Raw genomic sequence first — 18,380 nt, 5'->3', positions numbered from 1 at the left:
TTCCTCTACAACGTTTGATCTTTTCTCCCTCTCCTGGGGGAGAGGGCCGGGGTGAGGGCGTGCGGATAGCGCCAACCCTCACCCTAACCCTCTCCCAAAGGGAGAGGGGACTACGTCATTACTTAGTAATACGACCCTGAGCATCTTTCAGCGCGGCATCGACAGTCTGACGACCGCTTGCAGCGTTGATGACCGCGGTACGCGTGGCGTACCAGAACGCGGCCATCTGTGGGATGTTCGGCATGATTTCGCCTTTCTGGGCGTTATCCATGGTGGCCGCGATACGTGCGTCTTTCGCCAGCTGATCCTGGAAGGATTTCAGCGCGACGGCGCCCAGCGGTTTGTCCTTGTTCACTTCATCCAGACCCTGATCGGTCAGCAGGTAGTTTTCCAGGAACTCTTTCGCCAGCTCTTTGTTCGGGCTGGCGGCGTTGATGCCCGCGCTCAGCACGCCAACGAACGGTTTAGACGGCTTGCCTTTGAAGGTTGGCAGCAGCGCTACGCCGTAGTTGACTTTGCTCTTGTCGATGTTGGTCCAGGCCCACGGACCGTTGATGGTCATCGCGGTTTCGCCTTTGTTGAACGCCGCTTCCGCGATGGAGTAATCGGTATCCGCGTTCATATGTTTGTTCTTGATGAGGTCAACCAGGAAGGTCAGACCCGCTTTCGCGCCAGCGTTGTCGACGCCCACGTCTTTTACGTCGTATTTGCCATTTTCAAACTTGAACGCGTAACCGCCATCGGCAGCAATGAGCGGCCAGGTGAAGTACGGCTCTTGCAGGTTGAACATCAGGGCGGATTTACCTTTCGCCTTCAGCTCTTTATCCAGTTTCGGGATCTCTTCCCAGGTTTTCGGTGGGTTTGGTACCAGGTCTTTGTTGTAAATCAGAGACAGGGCTTCAACCGCGATAGGGTAAGCGATCAGCTTGCCGTTATAGCGAACGGCATCCCAGGTGAACGGGAACAGCTTGTCCTGGAAGGCTTTATCTGGCGTCACTTCTGCCAGCAGGCCAGACTGCGCGTAACCCCCGAAACGGTCATGCGCCCAGAAGATGATGTCCGGGCCGTCGCCGGTTGCTGCAACCTGCGGGAACTTCTCTTCCAGTTTGTCCGGGTGTTCTACGGTAACTTTGATGCCGGTATCTTTTTCGAATTTTTTGCCCACTTCGGCAAGGCCGTTATAGCCCTTGTCGCCGTTAATCCAGATTACCAGCTTGCCTTCTTCAATTTTGGCGAGCGCTGGGGCGGAAACCATCATTGCTGCAAGGGCGGACAATGCGAAAACGCGTGCGCCAGTCTTGATATTCATATCTGCCATCCTTTTTGGTGATGTGCTCGTGGATACATAAGGTGGTTCAACGTGACTCAGTCTCCTTATTTGACATCCTCTTTCCATCCTCCCAACCCCTACGCCCCACCCCCCGTTTGTGTGATCTCCGTTGCATAAATTTAAGTTATGAGTGCTGGCGCACATAAAAACCCACCGAATTTTGCAGGCGGCTTCACGAATTTTGCCTCAGCCCGCCCGCGGCGGTCGCAGAGCCTGCTCCCTCATCCTCCCGCCTCCTCCCCCATAAAAAAGGCGGGGGGTGGAGGATTCGGGAAAGTAATGGATACCCCATAGTGAACTTATCTTGAATGTTTCTGTCGGTGACAGGTTGTAACGAAGGGAGAAGGGCATGGCGAGCGTACAGCTGCGTAATGTAACGAAAGCCTGGGGTGACGTTGTGGTGTCGAAAGACATCAATCTGGACATCAACGAAGGCGAATTCGTGGTGTTTGTTGGCCCATCAGGCTGTGGTAAATCTACTCTGCTGCGTATGATTGCCGGTCTTGAAACGATTACCAGCGGCGACCTGCTGATTGGTGATACCCGAATGAACGACATCCCGCCTGCCGAACGTGGCGTCGGTATGGTGTTCCAGTCTTATGCACTCTATCCACACCTTTCCGTTGCCGAAAATATGTCCTTTGGCCTGAAGCTGGCCGGCGCGAAGAAAGAAGTCATTAACCAGCGCGTGACGCAGGTGGCGGAAGTGTTACAGCTGGCCCACCTGCTGGAGCGTAAACCAAAAGCGCTTTCCGGTGGTCAGCGTCAGCGTGTGGCGATTGGCCGTACCCTGGTGGCCGAACCGCGCGTGTTCCTGCTCGATGAACCTCTCTCTAACCTGGATGCCGCCCTGCGCGTCCAGATGCGTATTGAAATCTCCCGTCTGCACAAGCGTCTTGGCCGAACGATGATTTACGTCACTCACGATCAGGTGGAAGCGATGACCCTCGCCGACAAAATCGTGGTGCTGGATGCCGGCCGCGTGGCGCAGGTGGGTAAACCGCTGGAACTGTACCACTACCCGGCTGACCGCTTTGTTGCGGGCTTCATTGGCTCGCCAAAGATGAACTTCCTGCCCGTCAAAGTGACCGCGACAGCCATTGAACAGGTACAGGTGGAGCTGCCAAACCGCCAGCAGGTCTGGCTGCCGGTCGACAGCGCCAACGTACAGGTCGGGGCAAACATGTCCCTCGGTATTCGCCCTGAGCATCTGCTGCCGAGCCACATCGCTGATGTGACCCTGGAAGGTGACGTTCAGGTCGTCGAACAGCTTGGTCACGAAACACAGATTCATATCCAGATCCCCGCCATCCGTCAGAACCTGGTCTACCGCCAGAACGACGTGGTGTTGGTAGAAGAGGGTGCCACATTCGCTATCGGCTTGCCGCCAGAGCGTTGCCATCTGTTCCGTGAGGATGGCACTGCATGTCGTCGGTTGCATAAAGAGCCAGGCGTTTAAGCAATCCCAAAAGAAGACACGAAACCGACAGGTCAAGTGTTCAAAGAAAAGCAATGATCTCAGGAGATAGAATGATGATTACTCTGCGCAAACAAGTCCCTCTGGCAATCGCCGTTGCGGCAGGCATCCTGTCTGCCCAGGCAGGCGCCGTGGACTTTAAAGGTTATGCTCGTTCCGGCATTGGCTGGACCGGGAGTGGCGGTGAACAACAATGTTTCCAGACCACCGGTGCGGATTCTAAATATCGTCTTGGTAACGAGTGTGAAACCTATGCGGAAGTTAAATTAGGCCAGGAAGTGTGGAAAGAAGCGGACAAGAGCTTCTATTTCGATTCCAACATCGCCTATAAAACTGCTCAGCTTAACGACTGGGAAGACAGTAACACGCCAGCAGTGCGTGAGTTTAACGTCGTAGGTAAAAACCTGATTGATTCACTGCCAGGGGCAAATATTTGGGCAGGTAAGCGTTTCTATCAACGTCATGACGTTCACATGATCGACTTCTACTACTGGGATATTTCTGGTCCTGGTGCAGGTCTGGAAAACGTTGATGTCGGTATAGGTAAACTCTCTCTCGCAGCAACTCGTTCTTCTGAATCCGGCGGCTCCTCGGCTTTTGGCGATCGCGATCCGAATACCGGTCTGCGTACCTATAACAACAAAGTGCCAAACGACGTGTTTGATGCGCGTTTAGCCGGTATGGAAATTAACCCGGGCGGTACTCTGGAACTGGGTGTTGACTACGGCCATACCAACATTCCTGACGATTACTACCTGCAGCCTGGTGCATCGAAAGATGGCTGGATGTTCACTGCAGAACACACCCAGAGCATGATGAAAGGCTTCAACAAGTTTGTGGTGCAGTACGCCACCGACTCCATGATTTCTCAGGGTAAAGGTCAGGCGCGTGGGGGTGCTGTTGATAATGACGGCAGCCTGATCCGTATCCTCGACCACGGTGCGATCACGCTGGCGGATAAATGGGACCTGATGTACGTCGGTATGTATCAGGATATCGATCGTGACAACAATCAAGGTACCACCTGGTACACCGTGGGCGTGCGTCCAATGTACAAATGGACGCCTATCATGAGCACCTTGCTGGAAGTGGGATATGACAACGTCAAATCTCAGCAAACCGGCGATCGTAACGACCAATACAAAATCACTCTGGCACAACAGTGGCAGGCGGGTGACAGCATCTGGTCCCGTCCAGCGATTCGCGTGTTTGCTACCTACGCCAAGTGGGATGAGAAATGGGGTTACGTGAAGACCGACTCTGAGGGTAACTTCTCTTCCACTGCTGCAAGCAACAGCACTGTAACTCCGTTCGGTACGACCAGCCGTGGTGACAGCGATGAGTGGACCTTCGGTGCTCAGATGGAAATCTGGTGGTAATTTTAGACGTTAATGTATTTAAAAGAGGGGCTTAGGCCCCTCTAACTCATAACGCATTTCTCGGAAAGTATGCGCTATTGCCTGGCTACCATGCTTTCGAATAATGAGGTCATAACGATGAAAAAAAGTCTCTTAGCACTCTGTCTGACGGCGGGCATGTTTGCTGCATTACCAGCAGTGAGCTTGGCTGATGTCAATATCGTTCCGCAGAACACGACTGCTGCGCCTGCGATCCCCTCTGCCACACTGCAAAGTCTGAACTGGGTGCCCGTGAATGTGGCACAAACCCAGACCATCGAGTTGGGGAATACAGGACAGACCCTGAATGTACCGGGAATTTCAGGACCGGTTGCTGCATGGAGTGTCCCTGCAAATGTGGGTGAGTTAACGTTAACGCTTGTCAGTGAAGCCGACAAAACACCCTCTGTATTTGCACCAAACGTGTTAGTGCTTGATCAAAACATGTCGCCTTCAGCTTTTTTCCCTAGCAGTTATTTTACCTATCAGAAACCCGGCGTCATGTCGGCTGACCGCCTTGAGGGCATACTGAAACTGACACCCGCTTTAGGCCAGCAAAAGATTTATATCCTCGCGTTTACTACGCCCGAAGATCTGCAGCGCACCACCAAAATGATTGATCCGGCAAAATCCTATGCTCAGGGGGCGGGTAACGCTATTCCTGATATTCCTGATCCGGTCGCACGCCATGTGACGAACGGTACGCTAAAACTCAAAGTTCAAACAAACACCAGCTCCAGTATTCTGGTCGGGCCGTTATTCGGATCCTCTGGCCCTGCTGCTGTCACCGTTGGCAACACTGCGGCACCTGCACCTGCCTATACCGCACCCGCTGCCACGGCAGCCGCACCGGTAGCGACTGCAGCGCCTGCCTCGGCGAAGAAAGCCGAGCCGGTACTGAACGACACCGAAGAGTACTTCAACAACGCCATTAAGCAGGCGGTGAAGCGCGGCGATGTCGATAAAGCGCTGAAGCTGCTTGATGAAGCCGAACGTTTAGGTTCAACCACTGCCCGTTCCACCTTTATCAGCAGTGTAAAAGGCAAGGGGTAACCGTTTCCCCACAGTGCTGATTTGTTAGTAGTTTGGTGCGCCTGAGTGGGCGCACTTTTTTTCGTATCGGCCAGGCTGTTGCGCCCATGTTGCGATCGTGATCGTTAAATAACGTTTGGCCCCCCTCAATCCGTGTTTCTGCGATACAATGCCATTACGTTATGTATCGGAGAGTCTGGCATGTCACACCCTGCGCTAACGCAACTGCGTGCGCTGCGCTATTTCGACCAAATACCTGCGCTTGATCTGCAGCAGCTCGACTGGTTGCTGCTGGAAGATTCCATGACGAAACGTTTTGAGCAACAGGGTAAAACGGTCACGGTGACCCTGATTCAGGAAGGGTTTGTCTCTGGCGATGAGATCGCCAGCGAGCTGCCGCTGCTGCCGCACGAGCCACGTTACTGGCTGCGCGAAATTTTGCTCTGTGCCGATGGCGAGCCGTGGCTTGCCGGACGGACGGTAGTGCCCGAGTCCACCCTTTCCGGGCCAGAGCTCGCGCTGCAACGTCTGGGGAAAACGCCTCTGGGGCGTTACCTTTTCACCTCGTCTGAGCTTACCCGGGATTTTATTGAGATTGGTCGTGATGCTGAACTGTGGGGGCGTCGTTCCCGCCTTCGCCTGAGCGGTAAACCGTTAATACTGACGGAGCTTTTTTTACCGGCATCACCGTTGTACTAAGAGGAAGAAAAAATGGAGTGGAGCCTGACGCAGAATAAGCTGTTGGCGTATCACCGCTTAATGCGTACCGATAAACCGATTGGCGCGTTGCTGCTGCTGTGGCCGACCCTCTGGGCGCTGTGGCTTGCCACGCCGGGCGTGCCGCCGCTGTGGATCCTGGGCGTGTTCGTTGCCGGCGTCTGGCTGATGCGCGCGGCGGGCTGCGTGGTGAATGACTATGCCGATCGTAAATTCGACGGTCATGTTAAGCGTACTGCCGGTCGTCCGTTACCCAGCGGGCAGGTCACCGGGAAAGAAGCCCGCGTGCTGTTTATTGTTCTGGTGCTGCTCTCTTTCCTGCTGGTGTTAACCCTGAACACCATGACCATTCTGCTTTCCATTGCGGCGCTGGCCCTGGCCTGGGTTTATCCGTTTATGAAGCGCTATACCCACCTGCCTCAGGTGGTGTTGGGCGCGGCGTTTGGCTGGTCGATTCCGATGGCGTTTGCGGCGGTTAGTGAGTCCTTACCGCTCAGCTGCTGGCTGATGTTCCTGGCGAACATTCTCTGGGCCGTGGCGTATGACACGCAATACGCGATGGTAGATCGCGACGATGACCTGAAGATTGGCATCAAGTCCACCGCCATCCTCTTTGGTCGTCAGGACAAGCTGATTATCGGTATCCTGCAGGTTGCGGTACTGGCGCTGATGGTTGCGATCGGTCGCCTGAACGGGCTGAACTGGGAGTTTTACTGGTCCGTGCTGGTGGCGGGACTGCTGTTTGCTTATCAGCAGAAGTTGATCGCCAGGCGTGAACGTGACGCCTGTTTTAAAGCGTTTATGAACAATAACTACGTTGGTCTGGTGCTGTTTTTAGGCCTGGCGATGAGCTATTTCTTATAAAAAAGTCGGGTGGCGGCTTCGCCTTACCCGACCTACGAGTTAGCAGGACATGGAGGCCCGGTAAGCGCTAGCGCCACCGGGCTTTTTTTATCGGCGACGCAGCAGCCGGAGCGCGTTCGCCGTCACCAGTACCGTTGCCCCGGTATCCGCCAGCACCGCCAGCCACAATCCGGTCATGCCGAGCAGGGTCGTCACGAGGAAAATTCCTTTCAGCCCGAGCGCAATGCCGATGTTCTGACGGATGTTGGCCCGCGTCGCGCGCGCCAGGCTAATCATCTGCGCCAGCCCGGTCAGGCGGTTGTGCGTCAATGCCGCGTCGGCCGTTTCCAGCGCCACGTCGGTACCGCTGCCCATCGCTATACCGATGGTGGACGCTTTCATCGCCGGGGCATCGTTAATCCCGTCACCGACCATTGCCAGCGGCGCGCGAGCGTTCAGCTCCGTCACGGCGCTGACCTTATCCGCAGGCAACAGTCCGGCTTTAAACTCCAGCCCCAGCTCACCGGCAATCGCTGCCGCCGCGCGAGGGTTATCACCGGTGAGTATAACGCCCTGCACGCCCAGCTTGTGCAGCGCCGCCACGGCTTCTTTGGCGTCATCGCGCAGGGTATCGCGCAGCGCCAGCATCCCTTTCGCGACGCCGTCCTGCATAACGGTCACGACGGTTTGTCCGGTCTGTTCTAACGCCTCAACCTCTGGATTAGAAGACTTGCCCGCCGCGACAATCAGCACCTTTTTACCGTCAACGATGGCCTCAATCCCTGACCCGACCAGCGCCCGCTGGGCGGTTGCCGGAGGGATGTCCAGCCCGCGCGCCTGCGCTTCACGCACAATCGCCTGCGCCAGCGGGTGAGTGGACCCCTGTTCAACGGCGGCGGCCAGGGTCAGCAGCTCATCTTCACTGATTTCCTGCGGATATACGCCGGTTACCTGCGGCTTACCCACGGTTAACGTACCGGTTTTATCGAAGGCGATATGCTGGACCTGGCTCAGCTGCTCCAGCGCCGCGCCGCCCTTAATCAGCGCGCCGCGCCGCGCCGCCGCCGCAAGACCTGAGGTAATCGCAGCCGGGGTGGAAATCACCAGCGCGCACGGGCAGCCAATCAGCAGCAGCGTCAGCCCTTTATAAATCCAGCCCTCCCACGGCGCGCCAAGTAACAGCGGCGGGACGACGGTGACCAGCAGGGCAACCAGCATGATGGCAGGGGTATAAATTCGGCTGAAGCGATCGATAAAGCGTTCGACCGGCGCGCGGCGCTCTTCGGCCTCTTCAATCAGCTTCAGGATACGGTCGATGGCGCTGTCGCCCGGCTCGGAAAGCACGGTGAGCTGCACCAGACGGTCGACGCTGGTGGCGCCAGCAGGTACTTTTTCACCCGCGACACGCTCTACCGGAATGGATTCCCCGGTCAGGGCGCTTTCATCAAAGCTCGCGGTGGCGCCAAGCAGCGCGCCGTCTGCGGGCAGACGCCCCCCTGCGGCCACCTCAATCACGTCGCCCGGGCGCAGCGTATTGATGGCGACCGTTTCACGCGTGCCGTTTATCACGCGAGTGGCGGTTTCCGGCTTCAGCGCCATCAGCGCGCTGACCCCTTTACGCGCCCGACTCGCCGCCCAGCCCTCAAGGCGTTCGCCGATTAAAAACAGCAGCAGCACCATCGCCGCTTCTGCCGTCGCGCCAATGAACAGCGCGCCGATTGCCGCCACGCTCATCAGCGTTTCGATTGCAAACCAGCTGCCGCTTTTCATCAGGCGCAGCGCCTGACGGGCAATCGGGAACAGGCCGACCAGCGTGGTGGCGATAAACGCCAGATTGCCGAACGGATGGTTAATCTGCTCCAGACCCCAGCTCAGGGCCATCATGATGGTGAGGGTAATGAGCGGCAGGTTTTCTTTCAGGGAGGAGGCTTTTTCAACGGGCGCCGTTTCGCTGCGCAGGGTATAGCCCGCCTTGCTGACGGCGGCTTCAATCTGTTTGCTGACGTCGCTATCGGCGCTGACCAGCAGCTTTTCGGTGGCGAACAGCACCTGAACGTGACTCACGCCCGGCACCTGCTTGACGGCGTTTTCCACCTTGCGGGCGCAGGCCGCGCAGTCCATTCCGTTGACGACCCAGCTGTAGCGGTTGCCGCTTTCAGGAAGGGGTTGAGTTGGCGTTTCGCACGCGCCTTCGCAGCAGCAGTCGTCTTTCGACGGAGCCGGGCTGAGCTTAAGTGCCGAGAATTGAGGAACTTTTTTAGGTATTTCTGGAGTCGACATGGCAGTCTCCGGCAATGATAATTTTCTCATTAACCGCAGCATACACTCTGGAGTCGACTCCAGAGTCAAGCGCTATTTAGATATACAGCGAACGCACAATCAGGAAATGCCCGGCAAAGTAACAGGCGGAGGCTATCGCGTTATCCGCCCGGAAGCGGCGGCGATAGTGGCTGCCCAGCCACACGATATTCCCGATCAGCAGAAGCGCGGCGCCGAAGAACGCGGACATCGCCGGAGCGGTCGGACGGAAGAACCACAGCTCGCCCGCCAGCCACACCATCACGAGCGTCATGGCGATAAAGGTACAGACCGGCAAACGCATCTCTTCCAGTCGTGACCAGATCACCGCAATCAGCAGCGCGCCAATCACCAGCAGCACCAGCGGCAGCGGCCAGAAGAAGGAGAGCGTCATCTGGCTGGCAAAGTAGATGGTATAGAGCAGATGCGACAGGAAGAACGCCCCAACGGCGTAGAGCAGGCGCTGGCGTGGCAGCAGGGTTAAGGCATCGCCAATCAGGGATGCACACAGTCCGGCTAGCACCAGATAGCTGACGGCGTTGAACATCGGCGCTTGCCAGGCCAGCAGCAGCAGGAGCAACAGCGTGACCGGTTTAAATAACCAGCGCTGCCAGGTGGGACCGCGGTACGACGCATCGACATAAAGCCATGCGGAAAAACAGACAGCGATAAATGACCAAAGCATATTAACTCCCTGTATCTGTTAAGTCTGAATAATCAGTTTCTGATCCAGTGTAGTGACGCGGGCGGGCGTTTGGCAATGGCGGGGGAGGCAAGGCATCCTGAATTCCGCAAAATCTGATGGGATTGTCGAATGAGCAAGATGCCGCTTTTTTTCATTATCGTGGTGGCGATTATCGTCATTGCCGCCTCGTTCCGTTTCGTGCAGCAGCGCCGCGAGAAGGCGGATAATGATGCCGCGCCGCTGATGCAAAAGCGCGTGGAGGTGACCAACAAACGCGAAAAACCGCTCAACGACCGCCGCTCGCGCCAGCAGCAGGTGACGCCTGCGGGCACAGCAATGCGCTATGAAGCGAGCTTTAAGCCGGAAGCGGGCGGCCTGGAGATAACCTTCCGCCTGGAGGCGCAGCAGTATCATCAGCTGACGGTGGGGGAGAAAGGGACGTTGAGTTACAAAGGGTCGCGGTTTGAAGGGTTTGAACCGGAGCGGTAATTTTCCCCTCACCCCGGCCCTCTCCCCTTGGGAGAGGGTTAGGGTGAGGGCATCAGGCCGCGCCTTACTTCTTCACCTGCGCCTTAAACTTCTTCATCCATACCAGCAGCTCAAACACGCCGAAAATAAACACGCGCAGCTGCTGCCAGCCCGTCATCTGCGGGCCGTCTTTCGGCAGACCGTTTTTCAGCATCACCATCTGCAGGGCGTGCATGAACGACGTGAAAATCAGCGCGACGTTAACGAAAATATTCATCGGGCGCGGGAACGGGTGCACCAGATTTAAAATCAAAAATGCCCAGACGCCCAGCATCAGCAAACGTCCCAGGTTAATCAGTACCGGCATCGGAGCCTCCTTGTGCCTGACGGTGATAAAGACGATAGGCCACCTGACCAGCGACCTTTTCGCGGTGCAGATCCCAGTGGGCGGGAACAGGTGGCAAACCGTTTTCCACTTCGCTTTCAACGTAAATTAGCGCGTCATCCGCCAGCCAGCCGTTTTGCTCCAGCAGGGATAACGTCTCTTCCAGCAGCCCCTTGCGGAACGGCGGATCGACAAACACCACGTTATGCGGCGTGCCTTTCTGCGCAAGAAAACTCAGCGTGTTGGTGTTCACGACTTTGGCGTTGCTCGCCTTTAGCGTCGCCAGATTTTGCTGCAGCGTCTGCGCAACGCCGCGCTCCATCTCCAGCAGCGTGGCGCTGGCGGCATAGCGCGACAGCGCTTCCAGCCCCAGCGCGCCGCTTCCGGCGAAGCAGTCCAGGCAGTGGGCGTCTACCATTGACGGGGCCAGCCAGTTAAACAGCGTCTCGCGCACGCGGTCGGTAGTAGGGCGTAAACCGGGGCTGTCCGGCACCGGTAATTTCCGGCCTCGCCACTGACCGCCGATAATACGAATTTGACCGGCCGGGGCGCGGTTGGGTTTCTTCATCTCAGGAAAGCTCTGTTAACAATTGGCCTGCGATTGCGGGCGGTGATGTCAATTAAGTAAAGTGTTAGACTATTTCATCATTTTTTTAGCTTCCATGTATATAGCGCCGCGAGGAGTGTAGTCGCAGATGGCAAAACAAAAAAAACGTGGCTTCTTTTCCTGGCTGGGCTTCGGTGAAAAAGAGCAAGAAACAGAACAAAAAACCGAAGAGCAACAAGCCGTTGAAGAGCAGTCGCAGCCTGAAACGCCTGTAGAAACCGCCGCGGTTGTCGAAGCGGAAGAAACGGCGCACAGCAAAGAAGAGATTGAATCCTTTGCACAAGAGGTGGTTGAGGTCACTGAACAGGTTCAGGAGAGCGAGCAGCCAGAACCGATTATCGTTGAGGACATTACCGAAGCGCCACAGGCCGTTATCGAACATGAAGAGCTGCCGCTGCCGGAAGAGGTGAAAGCCGAAGAGGTTTCTGCCGAAGAGTGGCAGGCGGAAGCGGAAACCGTTGAAATTGTTGAGGCGGTGGAAGAAGAAGCGGCACTCGAGCCAGAGCTGACCGACGAAGAGCTGGAAGCCCAGGCGCTGGCGGCAGAAGCCGCGGAAGAAGCGGTCATCGTCGTGCCGGTAGAAGAGCAGGCCGAAGAAGAGAGCGTCCAGGAGCAGGAAAAACCGACCAAAGAAGGTTTCTTCGCGCGCCTGAAGCGCAGCCTGCTCAAAACCAAAGAAAACTTAGGTTCCGGATTTATCAGTCTGTTCCGCGGCAAGAAGATCGACGACGATCTCTTTGAAGAGCTGGAAGAACAGCTGCTGATTGCGGACGTCGGCGTGGAAACCACCCGTAAGATCATCGCCAATCTGACCGAAGGGGCGAGCCGCAAACAGCTGCGCGACGCCGAAGCGCTGTACGGTCTGCTGAAAGACGAGATGGGCGAAATTCTCGCAAAAGTTGACGAACCGCTTAATATTGAAGGCAAAACGCCATTTGTTATTCTGATGGTTGGCGTAAACGGCGTGGGTAAAACCACCACCATCGGCAAGCTGGCGCGTCAGTTCGAGCAGCAGGGCAAATCGGTGATGCTGGCGGCAGGCGATACCTTCCGCGCGGCAGCGGTTGAGCAGCTGCAGGTCTGGGGCCAGCGCAACAACATTCCGGTGATTGCCCAGCATACCGGCGCGGATTCCGCGTCCGTGATCTTCGATGCCATCCAGGCGGCGAAGGCGCGCAACGTGGACGTGCTGATTGCCGATACCGCAGGGCGTTTGCAGAACAAATCGCACCTGATGGAAGAGTTGAAGAAAATCGTCCGCGTCATGAAGAAGCTGGACGAAGACGCGCCGCATGAAATTATGCTGACCATTGATGCCAGCACCGGACAGAACGCCATCAGCCAGGCGAAGCTGTTCACTGAAGCGGTAGGACTGACCGGGATCGCGCTGACCAAGCTGGACGGCACCGCGAAAGGCGGGGTGATCTTCTCCGTGGCCGATCAGTTCGGCATTCCTATCCGCTACATCGGTGTGGGCGAGCGTATTGAGGATTTGCGTCCGTTTAAAGCGGACGACTTTATTGAGGCATTATTTGCCCGAGAGGACTAACAATGATTCGCTTTGAACACGTCAGCAAGGCCTATCTCGGTGGGAGACAAGCGCTGCAGGGGGTGACATTCCACCTGCAGCCGGGCGAGATGGCATTCCTGACCGGCCATTCCGGCGCGGGGAAAAGTACCCTGCTCAAGCTTATCTGTGGGATCGAGCGGCCAAGCGCCGGGAAAATCTTTTTCGGCGGTCATGAGATCAGCCGCCTGAAAAACCGCGAAGTGCCGTTCCTGCGTCGTCAGATCGGCATGATTTTCCAGGATCACCACCTGCTGATGGATCGCACCGTTTTCGATAACGTGGCCATTCCGCTGATTATTGCCGGCGCCAGCTATGACGATATCCGCCGTCGCGTTTCTGCGGCGCTGGATAAGGTCGGGCTGCTGGACAAAGCGAAGAACTTCCCGATCCAGCTCTCCGGCGGTGAACAGCAGCGCGTGGGCATCGCCCGCGCGGTGGTGAACAAGCCTGCCGTACTGCTGGCGGATGAACCGACCGGTAACCTGGACGATGCTCTGTCAGAAGGGATTTTGCGTCTGTTTGAGGAATTTAACCGCGTAGGAGTCACCGTATTGATGGCGACGCACGACATCGGGCTCATTTCCCGTCGTTCGTACCGCATGCTGACCCTGAGCGACGGGCATTTGCACGGAGGCCACGGTGAATAAGCGTGATGCAATAAACCAGATTCGGCAGTTCGGGAACCGGTTTGACCGTTTCCGTAAGCCGCAGGGCGGTGGTGACGGCAATCGTAATGCGCCGAAGCGCCAGAAGGCCGCGCCAAAACCGGCCTCCCGTAAAACCAACGTGTTCAACGAGCAGGTGCGCTACGCTTTCCACGGCGCGCTGCAGGATCTGAAAAGCAAACCGCTGGCGACGTTCCTGACGGTGATGGTGATTGCCATCTCCCTCACGCTGCCGAGCGTCTGCTATATGGTCTATAAAAACGTCAACCAGGCGGCCTCACAGTATTATCCGTCCCCGCAGATCACGGTCTATCTGGATAAAGCGCTCGACGATAACGCGGCGGCCCAGGTGGTTGGGCAAATTCAGGCCGAGCAGGGCGTGGAGAAGGTCAACTATCTCTCACGTGAAGACGCGCTGGGCGAGTTTCGTAACTGGTCTGGCTTTGGCGGCGCGCTGGATATGCTCGAAGAGAACCCGCTGCCCGCCGTTGCGGTGGTGATCCCGAAGCTGGATTTCCAGGGGACCGATTCGCTTAACACCCTGCGCGATCGCATCACGCGCATTAAGGGCATTGATGAAGTGCGCATGGACGACAGCTGGTTTGCGCGTCTCTCTGCCCTGACCGGGCTGGTAGGACGCGTCGCGGCGATGATTGGCGTGCTGATGGTGGCGGCGGTCTTCCTCGTCATCGGTAACAGCGTGCGCCTGAGCATTTTCGCCCGTCGCGATACCATCAACGTGCAGAAACTGATTGGTGCAACGGATGGTTTCATCCTCCGACCGTTCCTTTACGGCGGTGCACTGCTCGGTTTTTCCGGCGCATTTCTTTCACTGATATTGTCAGAAATTTTGGTGATGCGGCTTTCGTCTGCCGTCACTGAAGTGGCGCAGGTTTTCGGAACAAAGTTTGATATCAGTGGCTTAGGCTTCGATGAGTGCCTGTTGCTGCTGCTGGTGTGTTCGATGATTGGGTGGGTGGCAGCCTGGCTGGCAACCGTTCAACATTTACGTCACTTTACTCCCGACTAATAAAAGCGTGATATAATCTTTCCCTGCACCGAGATGCTCGCTCTGCAGGGAAAGCGTCCCTGTTGTCGCTTCCCCTGTTATCATCTCCATGTCACAATTTGTGCGTAATTTATTCACCGTTGCACCTGGAACTTGTGGATAAAATCACTGTCTGATAAAAGAGTGAATGCTAATCTCGTTGCTCAAACGCTTTGGCATGGTTGTTGCCTGACGGGGACGACCAGGACCAGAAGAAACATTGAGAGGAATGAATGACCAAAGAAATGCAAACTTTAGCTTTAGCCCCTGTTGGTAACCTGGAATCTTATATCCGGGCTGCGAACACCTGGCCGATGTTAACGGCCGAGGAAGAAAAGGAGCTTGCTGAAAAGCTGCATTACCAGGGCGATCTGGAAGCAGCGAAAAAGCTGATCCTGTCTCACCTGCGCTTTGTTGTTCACATTGCTCGTAACTATGCGGGCTATGGCCTGCCGCAGGCGGACTTGATTCAGGAAGGTAACATCGGCCTGATGAAGGCTGTGCGTCGCTTTAACCCGGAAGTGGGTGTGCGACTCGTCTCCTTCGCTGTGCACTGGATCAAAGCAGAAATTCATGAATACGTGCTGCGCAACTGGCGTATCGTGAAAGTCGCCACGACAAAAGCGCAACGCAAACTGTTCTTCAACCTGCGTAAAGCCAAGCAGCGTCTGGGCTGGTTCAACCAGGATGAAGTGGAAATGGTGGCGCGCGAGCTGGGCGTAACCAGCAAAGACGTGCGTGAGATGGAATCCCGTATGGCCGCGCAGGACATGACCTTTGATATGTCCTCCGACGACGACGCATCTGACAGCCAGCCGATGGCACCGGTTCTGTATCTGCAGGATAAAACCTCGAACTTTGCTGACGGCATCGAAGAGGATAACTGGGAAGATCAGGCCGCGAACAAGCTGACCCATGCGATGGAAGGCCTCGACGAGCGTAGCCAGGATATTATCCGCGCCCGCTGGCTGGACGAAGACAACAAGTCCACGCTGCAGGAGCTGGCAGACCGCTACGGCGTTTCTGCGGAACGTGTCCGTCAGCTTGAAAAGAACGCCATGAAAAAACTTCGCGCCGCTATCGAAGCGTAATTTTCGCGAAGTACACCGAGAACCCCTGGATGAAAGTCTGGGGGTTTTGTTTTTTTAGCGCCCGCTCTGGCGAATTCCCTCCCCCTGGCAAACACTTACTGATGCGCTAAGCAGGCGACTTTCTCAGGGGGACAGGGTGAAAAATAACGAACTGAACGACCGGCGTTTACAGGCGACGCCGCGCGGCATCGGCGTAATGTGTAACTTCTATGCTGATAAAGCTGAAAACGCCACGGTGTGGGACGTGGAAGGCAACGAGTACATCGACTTCGCCGCCGGGATCGCGGTGCTGAATACCGGCCATCGCCATCCAAAAGTCATTTCCGCTATTGAAAAACAGCTCCACGCGTTTACCCATACGGCGTACCAGATTGTGCCGTACGAAGGCTATGTCGCGCTTGCCGAGCGCATCAACCAGCGCGTGCCCGTTGACGGTCCGGCCAAAACCGCGTTCTTCTCCACGGGGGCAGAGGCGGTCGAAAACGCGGTCAAAATTGCCCGGGCGTACACCAAACGTCCAGGCCTTATCACCTTTGGCGGCGCGTTCCACGGTCGCACCTTTATGACCATGGCGCTGACCGGCAAAGTTGCGCCGTATAAGATCGGCTTTGGCCCGTTCCCCGGTTCGGTGTATCACGCGCAGTATCCGAATGAACTGCACGGCGTCAGCACGGCGGAAGCGTTGAAAAGCCTGGAACGCATCTTTAAAGCGGATATCGCACCCGACCAGGTCGCGGCCATTATTCTCGAACCGGTTCAGGGAGAGGGCGGTTTCAACATTGCGCCAGCTGATTTTATGCAGGCGCTGCGCGCCCTGTGCGACACCCACGGTATTTTGCTGATTGCCGACGAGGTGCAAAGCGGCTTCGCCCGTACCGGCAAGCTGTTCTCGATGGAACACCACTGCGTGAAGCCCGATCTAATCACCATGGCGAAAAGCCTGGCGGGCGGGATGCCGCTTTCGGCGGTTTCTGGCCGTGCGGAAGTGATGGACGCACCCGCGCCTGGCGGGCTGGGCGGTACCTACGCCGGAAACCCGCTGGCGATTGCGGCGGCACATGCCGTGCTCGACGTGATTGATGAAGAGGATCTCTGCACGCGCTCGGCGCATCTTGGCCACCACCTGGTGGAAGTGCTGAATAAGGCGAAGGAACGCTGCCCGTATATCGCTGACATTCGCGCGCAGGGCTCGATGGTGGCGGTGGAGTTTAACGACCCGCAAACGGGGCAGCCTTCGCCGGAATTTACCCGCCAGGTGCAGGATCGCGCGTTGCAGGAAGGGCTGCTGCTGCTGAGCTGCGGCGTCTACGGCAACGTCATTCGTTTCCTCTATCCGCTGACGATTCCTGAAGCGCAATTCCGTAAAGCGCTGGACATTATCTCCGCGTCGCTGACACGTTAAAGCCATATGCCCGGCGAAAATCCCTGCCGGGCTTATCATATATTCATTTCAAATTAGCTATTCCAAAATCATAAAAATCGGGTATGTTTTAGCAGAGTATGCTGAAAAAGCGCGGACAGCACACCTATAACTGACATAAAGTGCTGCACAACAACATCACAACAATCGTAATAACCATAATAATGGGGAATCTCAGGATGAACATGAAGGGTAAAGCGTTACTGGCAGGATGTATCGCGTTGGCATTCAGCACCATGGCACAGGCAGACATCAAGGTGGCTGTGGTTGGCGCAATGTCCGGTCCGGTAGCACAGTACGGCGACCAGGAATTTACCGGCGCTGAACAGGCGGTTGCAGACATTAATGCTAAGGGCGGTATCAAAGGCGAAAAACTGCAGATCGTAAAATATGATGATGCCTGTGACCCGAAACAAGCGGTCGCGGTCGCGAACAAAGTGGTGAACGACGGGATCAAATACGTTATCGGTCACCTGTGCTCTTCCTCTACTCAGCCCGCGTCTGACATCTACGAAGACGAAGGTATTCTGATGATCACCCCGGCAGCGACCGCACCGGAGCTTACCGCGCGTGGCTACAAGCTGACCCTGCGCACCACCGGCCTGGACTCAGACCAGGGCCCAACCGCGGCGAAATACATCGTTGAAAAAGTGAAGCCGAAGCGCATTGCCATCGTTCATGACAAGCAGCAGTACGGTGAAGGTCTGGCGCGTTCAGTGCAGGATAACCTCAAGAAAGCGAATGCCGACGTGGTGTTCTTCGACGGGATCACTGCCGGTGAGAAAGACTTCTCCACCCTGGTAGCGCGTCTGAAGAAAGAGAATATTGATTTCGTTTACTACGGTGGCTACCACCCGGAAATGGGCCAGATCCTGCGCCAGGCGCGCGCTGCGGGCCTGAAAACCCAGTTTATGGGGCCGGAAGGCGTAGCGAACGTTTCCCTGTCCAACATTGCGGGTGAATCAGCCGAAGGCCTGCTGGTAACCAAACCGAAGAACTACGATCAGGTCCCTGCGAACAAACCTATCGTAGATGCCATCAAGGCGAAGAAACAGGATCCAAGCGGCGCGTTCGTCTGGACCACCTACGCGGCGCTGCAGTCGCTGCAGGCGGGCCTGAACCAGTCGGCCGATCCGGCTGAGATTGCCACCTGGCTGAAAGCGAATACCGTCGAGACCGTCATGGGACCACTCTCCTGGGACACGAAGGGCGACCTGAAGGGCTTTGAGTTCGGCGTGTTTGACTGGCATGCTAACGGCACGGCGACAGACGCAAAATAAAAGCAAAAAGGCAACGTAAGTTGCCTTTTTTAATGTTTTCTCCCTCTCCCCGTGGGTGAGGGCATCA

The 18,380-nt window shown here is 56.3% G+C and carries 17 protein-coding genes; 12 read left to right on the top strand and 5 right to left on the bottom strand.

The window, feature by feature from the left end; genetic code table 11:
- Nucleotides 1–118 precede the first annotated feature (118 nt).
- Nucleotides 119–1,309 carry a maltose/maltodextrin ABC transporter substrate-binding protein MalE gene (gene malE, locus ACOTZC_RS20650; protein WP_047174688.1) on the bottom strand — a complete coding sequence of 397 codons (1,191 nt, stop codon included), beginning with the start codon at nt 1,307–1,309 and terminating at the stop codon, nt 119–121.
- A gap of 370 nt (nt 1,310–1,679) precedes the next feature.
- Between malE and malK the strand changes: the two genes are divergently transcribed.
- The 5 genes from malK to ubiA all read left to right on the top strand — a co-directional run bounded on the left by malK (nt 1,680) and on the right by ubiA (nt 6,817).
- On the top strand, nt 1,680–2,789 hold the full coding sequence (gene malK, locus ACOTZC_RS20645; RefSeq protein ID WP_023310005.1) for a maltose/maltodextrin ABC transporter ATP-binding protein MalK: 1,110 nt from the start codon (nt 1,680–1,682) through the stop codon (nt 2,787–2,789).
- Between the two features lie 71 nt (nt 2,790–2,860).
- The gene (locus tag ACOTZC_RS20640; protein ID WP_045402550.1) at nt 2,861–4,186 is read left to right on the top strand and encodes a maltoporin; all 1,326 of its coding nucleotides are present in this window, start codon (nt 2,861–2,863) and stop codon (nt 4,184–4,186) included.
- Between the two features lie 111 nt (nt 4,187–4,297).
- Nucleotides 4,298–5,257, top strand: a complete 960-nt coding sequence (gene malM / locus ACOTZC_RS20635) for a maltose operon protein MalM (RefSeq protein WP_045402588.1) — start codon at nt 4,298–4,300, stop codon at nt 5,255–5,257.
- Nucleotides 5,258–5,437: 180 nt separating this feature from the next.
- The gene (ubiC, locus tag ACOTZC_RS20630) at nt 5,438–5,935 is read left to right on the top strand and encodes a chorismate lyase (RefSeq protein ID WP_421635979.1); all 498 of its coding nucleotides are present in this window, start codon (nt 5,438–5,440) and stop codon (nt 5,933–5,935) included.
- A 12-nt stretch (nt 5,936–5,947) separates the two neighbouring features.
- Nucleotides 5,948–6,817 carry a 4-hydroxybenzoate octaprenyltransferase gene (gene ubiA / locus ACOTZC_RS20625; protein WP_047173658.1) on the top strand — a complete coding sequence of 290 codons (870 nt, stop codon included), beginning with the start codon at nt 5,948–5,950 and terminating at the stop codon, nt 6,815–6,817.
- An 87-nt stretch (nt 6,818–6,904) separates the two neighbouring features.
- Here the strand turns inward: ubiA and zntA are convergent, their stop codons facing one another.
- Both zntA and ACOTZC_RS20615 read right to left on the bottom strand, forming a co-directional pair.
- Nucleotides 6,905–9,076 (bottom strand): Zn(II)/Cd(II)/Pb(II) translocating P-type ATPase ZntA, encoded by a 2,172-nt coding sequence (gene zntA, locus ACOTZC_RS20620; protein WP_348941711.1) that lies wholly within the window; start codon nt 9,074–9,076, stop codon nt 6,905–6,907.
- A gap of 76 nt (nt 9,077–9,152) precedes the next feature.
- Entirely contained in the window at nt 9,153–9,779 is a 627-nt protein-coding gene (locus ACOTZC_RS20615; RefSeq protein WP_023310011.1) for a lysoplasmalogenase, read from the bottom strand.
- Between the two features lie 129 nt (nt 9,780–9,908).
- On the opposite strand from ACOTZC_RS20615, the gene ACOTZC_RS20610 reads away from it, so the two are divergent.
- Entirely contained in the window at nt 9,909–10,268 is a 360-nt protein-coding gene (locus ACOTZC_RS20610) for a DUF2500 domain-containing protein (protein WP_045402536.1), read from the top strand.
- 64 nt (nt 10,269–10,332) lie between these two features.
- On the opposite strand, the gene ACOTZC_RS20605 is transcribed toward ACOTZC_RS20610, so the two are convergent.
- Nucleotides 10,333–10,614, bottom strand: coding sequence for a DUF1145 family protein (locus ACOTZC_RS20605; protein ID WP_010436509.1), 282 nt, complete (start codon nt 10,612–10,614; stop codon nt 10,333–10,335).
- On the bottom strand, nt 10,598–11,200 hold the full coding sequence (gene rsmD, locus ACOTZC_RS20600) for a 16S rRNA (guanine(966)-N(2))-methyltransferase (RefSeq protein ID WP_023310014.1): 603 nt from the start codon (nt 11,198–11,200) through the stop codon (nt 10,598–10,600). Before rsmD ends, ACOTZC_RS20605 begins: the two co-directional genes overlap by 17 nt.
- Nucleotides 11,201–11,327: 127 nt before the next feature.
- Between rsmD and ftsY the strand changes: the two genes are divergently transcribed.
- The 6 genes from ftsY to livJ all read left to right on the top strand — a co-directional run bounded on the left by ftsY (nt 11,328) and on the right by livJ (nt 18,313).
- On the top strand, nt 11,328–12,788 hold the full coding sequence (gene ftsY, locus ACOTZC_RS20595) for a signal recognition particle-docking protein FtsY (protein ID WP_252041434.1): 1,461 nt from the start codon (nt 11,328–11,330) through the stop codon (nt 12,786–12,788).
- A gap of 2 nt (nt 12,789–12,790) precedes the next feature.
- Nucleotides 12,791–13,456, top strand: coding sequence for a cell division ATP-binding protein FtsE (gene ftsE / locus ACOTZC_RS20590; RefSeq protein ID WP_025758973.1), 666 nt, complete (start codon nt 12,791–12,793; stop codon nt 13,454–13,456).
- Nucleotides 13,449–14,504 (top strand): permease-like cell division protein FtsX, encoded by a 1,056-nt coding sequence (gene ftsX / locus ACOTZC_RS20585; RefSeq protein ID WP_045909157.1) that lies wholly within the window; start codon nt 13,449–13,451, stop codon nt 14,502–14,504. Before ftsE ends, ftsX begins: the two co-directional genes overlap by 8 nt.
- Before the next feature lie 251 nt (nt 14,505–14,755).
- Complete coding sequence (gene rpoH / locus ACOTZC_RS20580) at nt 14,756–15,613, top strand: RNA polymerase sigma factor RpoH (RefSeq protein ID WP_023310018.1); 858 nt, start codon at nt 14,756–14,758, stop codon at nt 15,611–15,613.
- A 136-nt stretch (nt 15,614–15,749) separates the two neighbouring features.
- Nucleotides 15,750–17,015 carry a 4-aminobutyrate--2-oxoglutarate transaminase gene (locus ACOTZC_RS20575; RefSeq protein WP_045402525.1) on the top strand — a complete coding sequence of 422 codons (1,266 nt, stop codon included), beginning with the start codon at nt 15,750–15,752 and terminating at the stop codon, nt 17,013–17,015.
- 197 nt (nt 17,016–17,212) lie between these two features.
- On the top strand, nt 17,213–18,313 hold the full coding sequence (livJ, locus tag ACOTZC_RS20570; protein WP_021242735.1) for a branched chain amino acid ABC transporter substrate-binding protein LivJ: 1,101 nt from the start codon (nt 17,213–17,215) through the stop codon (nt 18,311–18,313).
- The last annotated feature ends 67 nt before the right edge of the window (nt 18,314–18,380 follow it).

Origin of the sequence: Enterobacter cloacae complex sp. SHL009 (genome assembly GCF_049237205.1) — a bacterium.
GTDB classification, from domain to species: Bacteria; Pseudomonadota; Gammaproteobacteria; order Enterobacterales; family Enterobacteriaceae; genus Enterobacter; species Enterobacter cloacae_M.
This window is presented reverse-complemented; position numbering and strand designations above follow the sequence as displayed.

What these genes read in the sequence shown, in the direction of transcription:
- malE (WP_047174688.1), bottom strand. Translation starts at nt 1,309, where the DNA reads ATGAATATCAAGACTGGCGCACGCGTTTTCGCATTGTCCGCCCTTGCA.
- malK (WP_023310005.1), top strand. Translation starts at nt 1,680, where the DNA reads ATGGCGAGCGTACAGCTGCGTAATGTAACGAAAGCCTGGGGTGACGTT.
- ACOTZC_RS20640 (WP_045402550.1), top strand. Translation starts at nt 2,861, where the DNA reads ATGATGATTACTCTGCGCAAACAAGTCCCTCTGGCAATCGCCGTTGCG.
- ubiC (WP_421635979.1), top strand. Translation starts at nt 5,438, where the DNA reads ATGTCACACCCTGCGCTAACGCAACTGCGTGCGCTGCGCTATTTCGAC.
- ubiA (WP_047173658.1), top strand. Translation starts at nt 5,948, where the DNA reads ATGGAGTGGAGCCTGACGCAGAATAAGCTGTTGGCGTATCACCGCTTA.
- zntA (WP_348941711.1), bottom strand. Translation starts at nt 9,076, where the DNA reads ATGTCGACTCCAGAAATACCTAAAAAAGTTCCTCAATTCTCGGCACTT.
- ACOTZC_RS20615 (WP_023310011.1), bottom strand. Translation starts at nt 9,779, where the DNA reads ATGCTTTGGTCATTTATCGCTGTCTGTTTTTCCGCATGGCTTTATGTC.
- ACOTZC_RS20610 (WP_045402536.1), top strand. Translation starts at nt 9,909, where the DNA reads ATGAGCAAGATGCCGCTTTTTTTCATTATCGTGGTGGCGATTATCGTC.
- ACOTZC_RS20605 (WP_010436509.1), bottom strand. Translation starts at nt 10,614, where the DNA reads ATGCCGGTACTGATTAACCTGGGACGTTTGCTGATGCTGGGCGTCTGG.
- rsmD (WP_023310014.1), bottom strand. Translation starts at nt 11,200, where the DNA reads ATGAAGAAACCCAACCGCGCCCCGGCCGGTCAAATTCGTATTATCGGC.
- ftsY (WP_252041434.1), top strand. Translation starts at nt 11,328, where the DNA reads ATGGCAAAACAAAAAAAACGTGGCTTCTTTTCCTGGCTGGGCTTCGGT.
- ftsE (WP_025758973.1), top strand. Translation starts at nt 12,791, where the DNA reads ATGATTCGCTTTGAACACGTCAGCAAGGCCTATCTCGGTGGGAGACAA.
- rpoH (WP_023310018.1), top strand. Translation starts at nt 14,756, where the DNA reads ATGACCAAAGAAATGCAAACTTTAGCTTTAGCCCCTGTTGGTAACCTG.
- livJ (WP_021242735.1), top strand. Translation starts at nt 17,213, where the DNA reads ATGAACATGAAGGGTAAAGCGTTACTGGCAGGATGTATCGCGTTGGCA.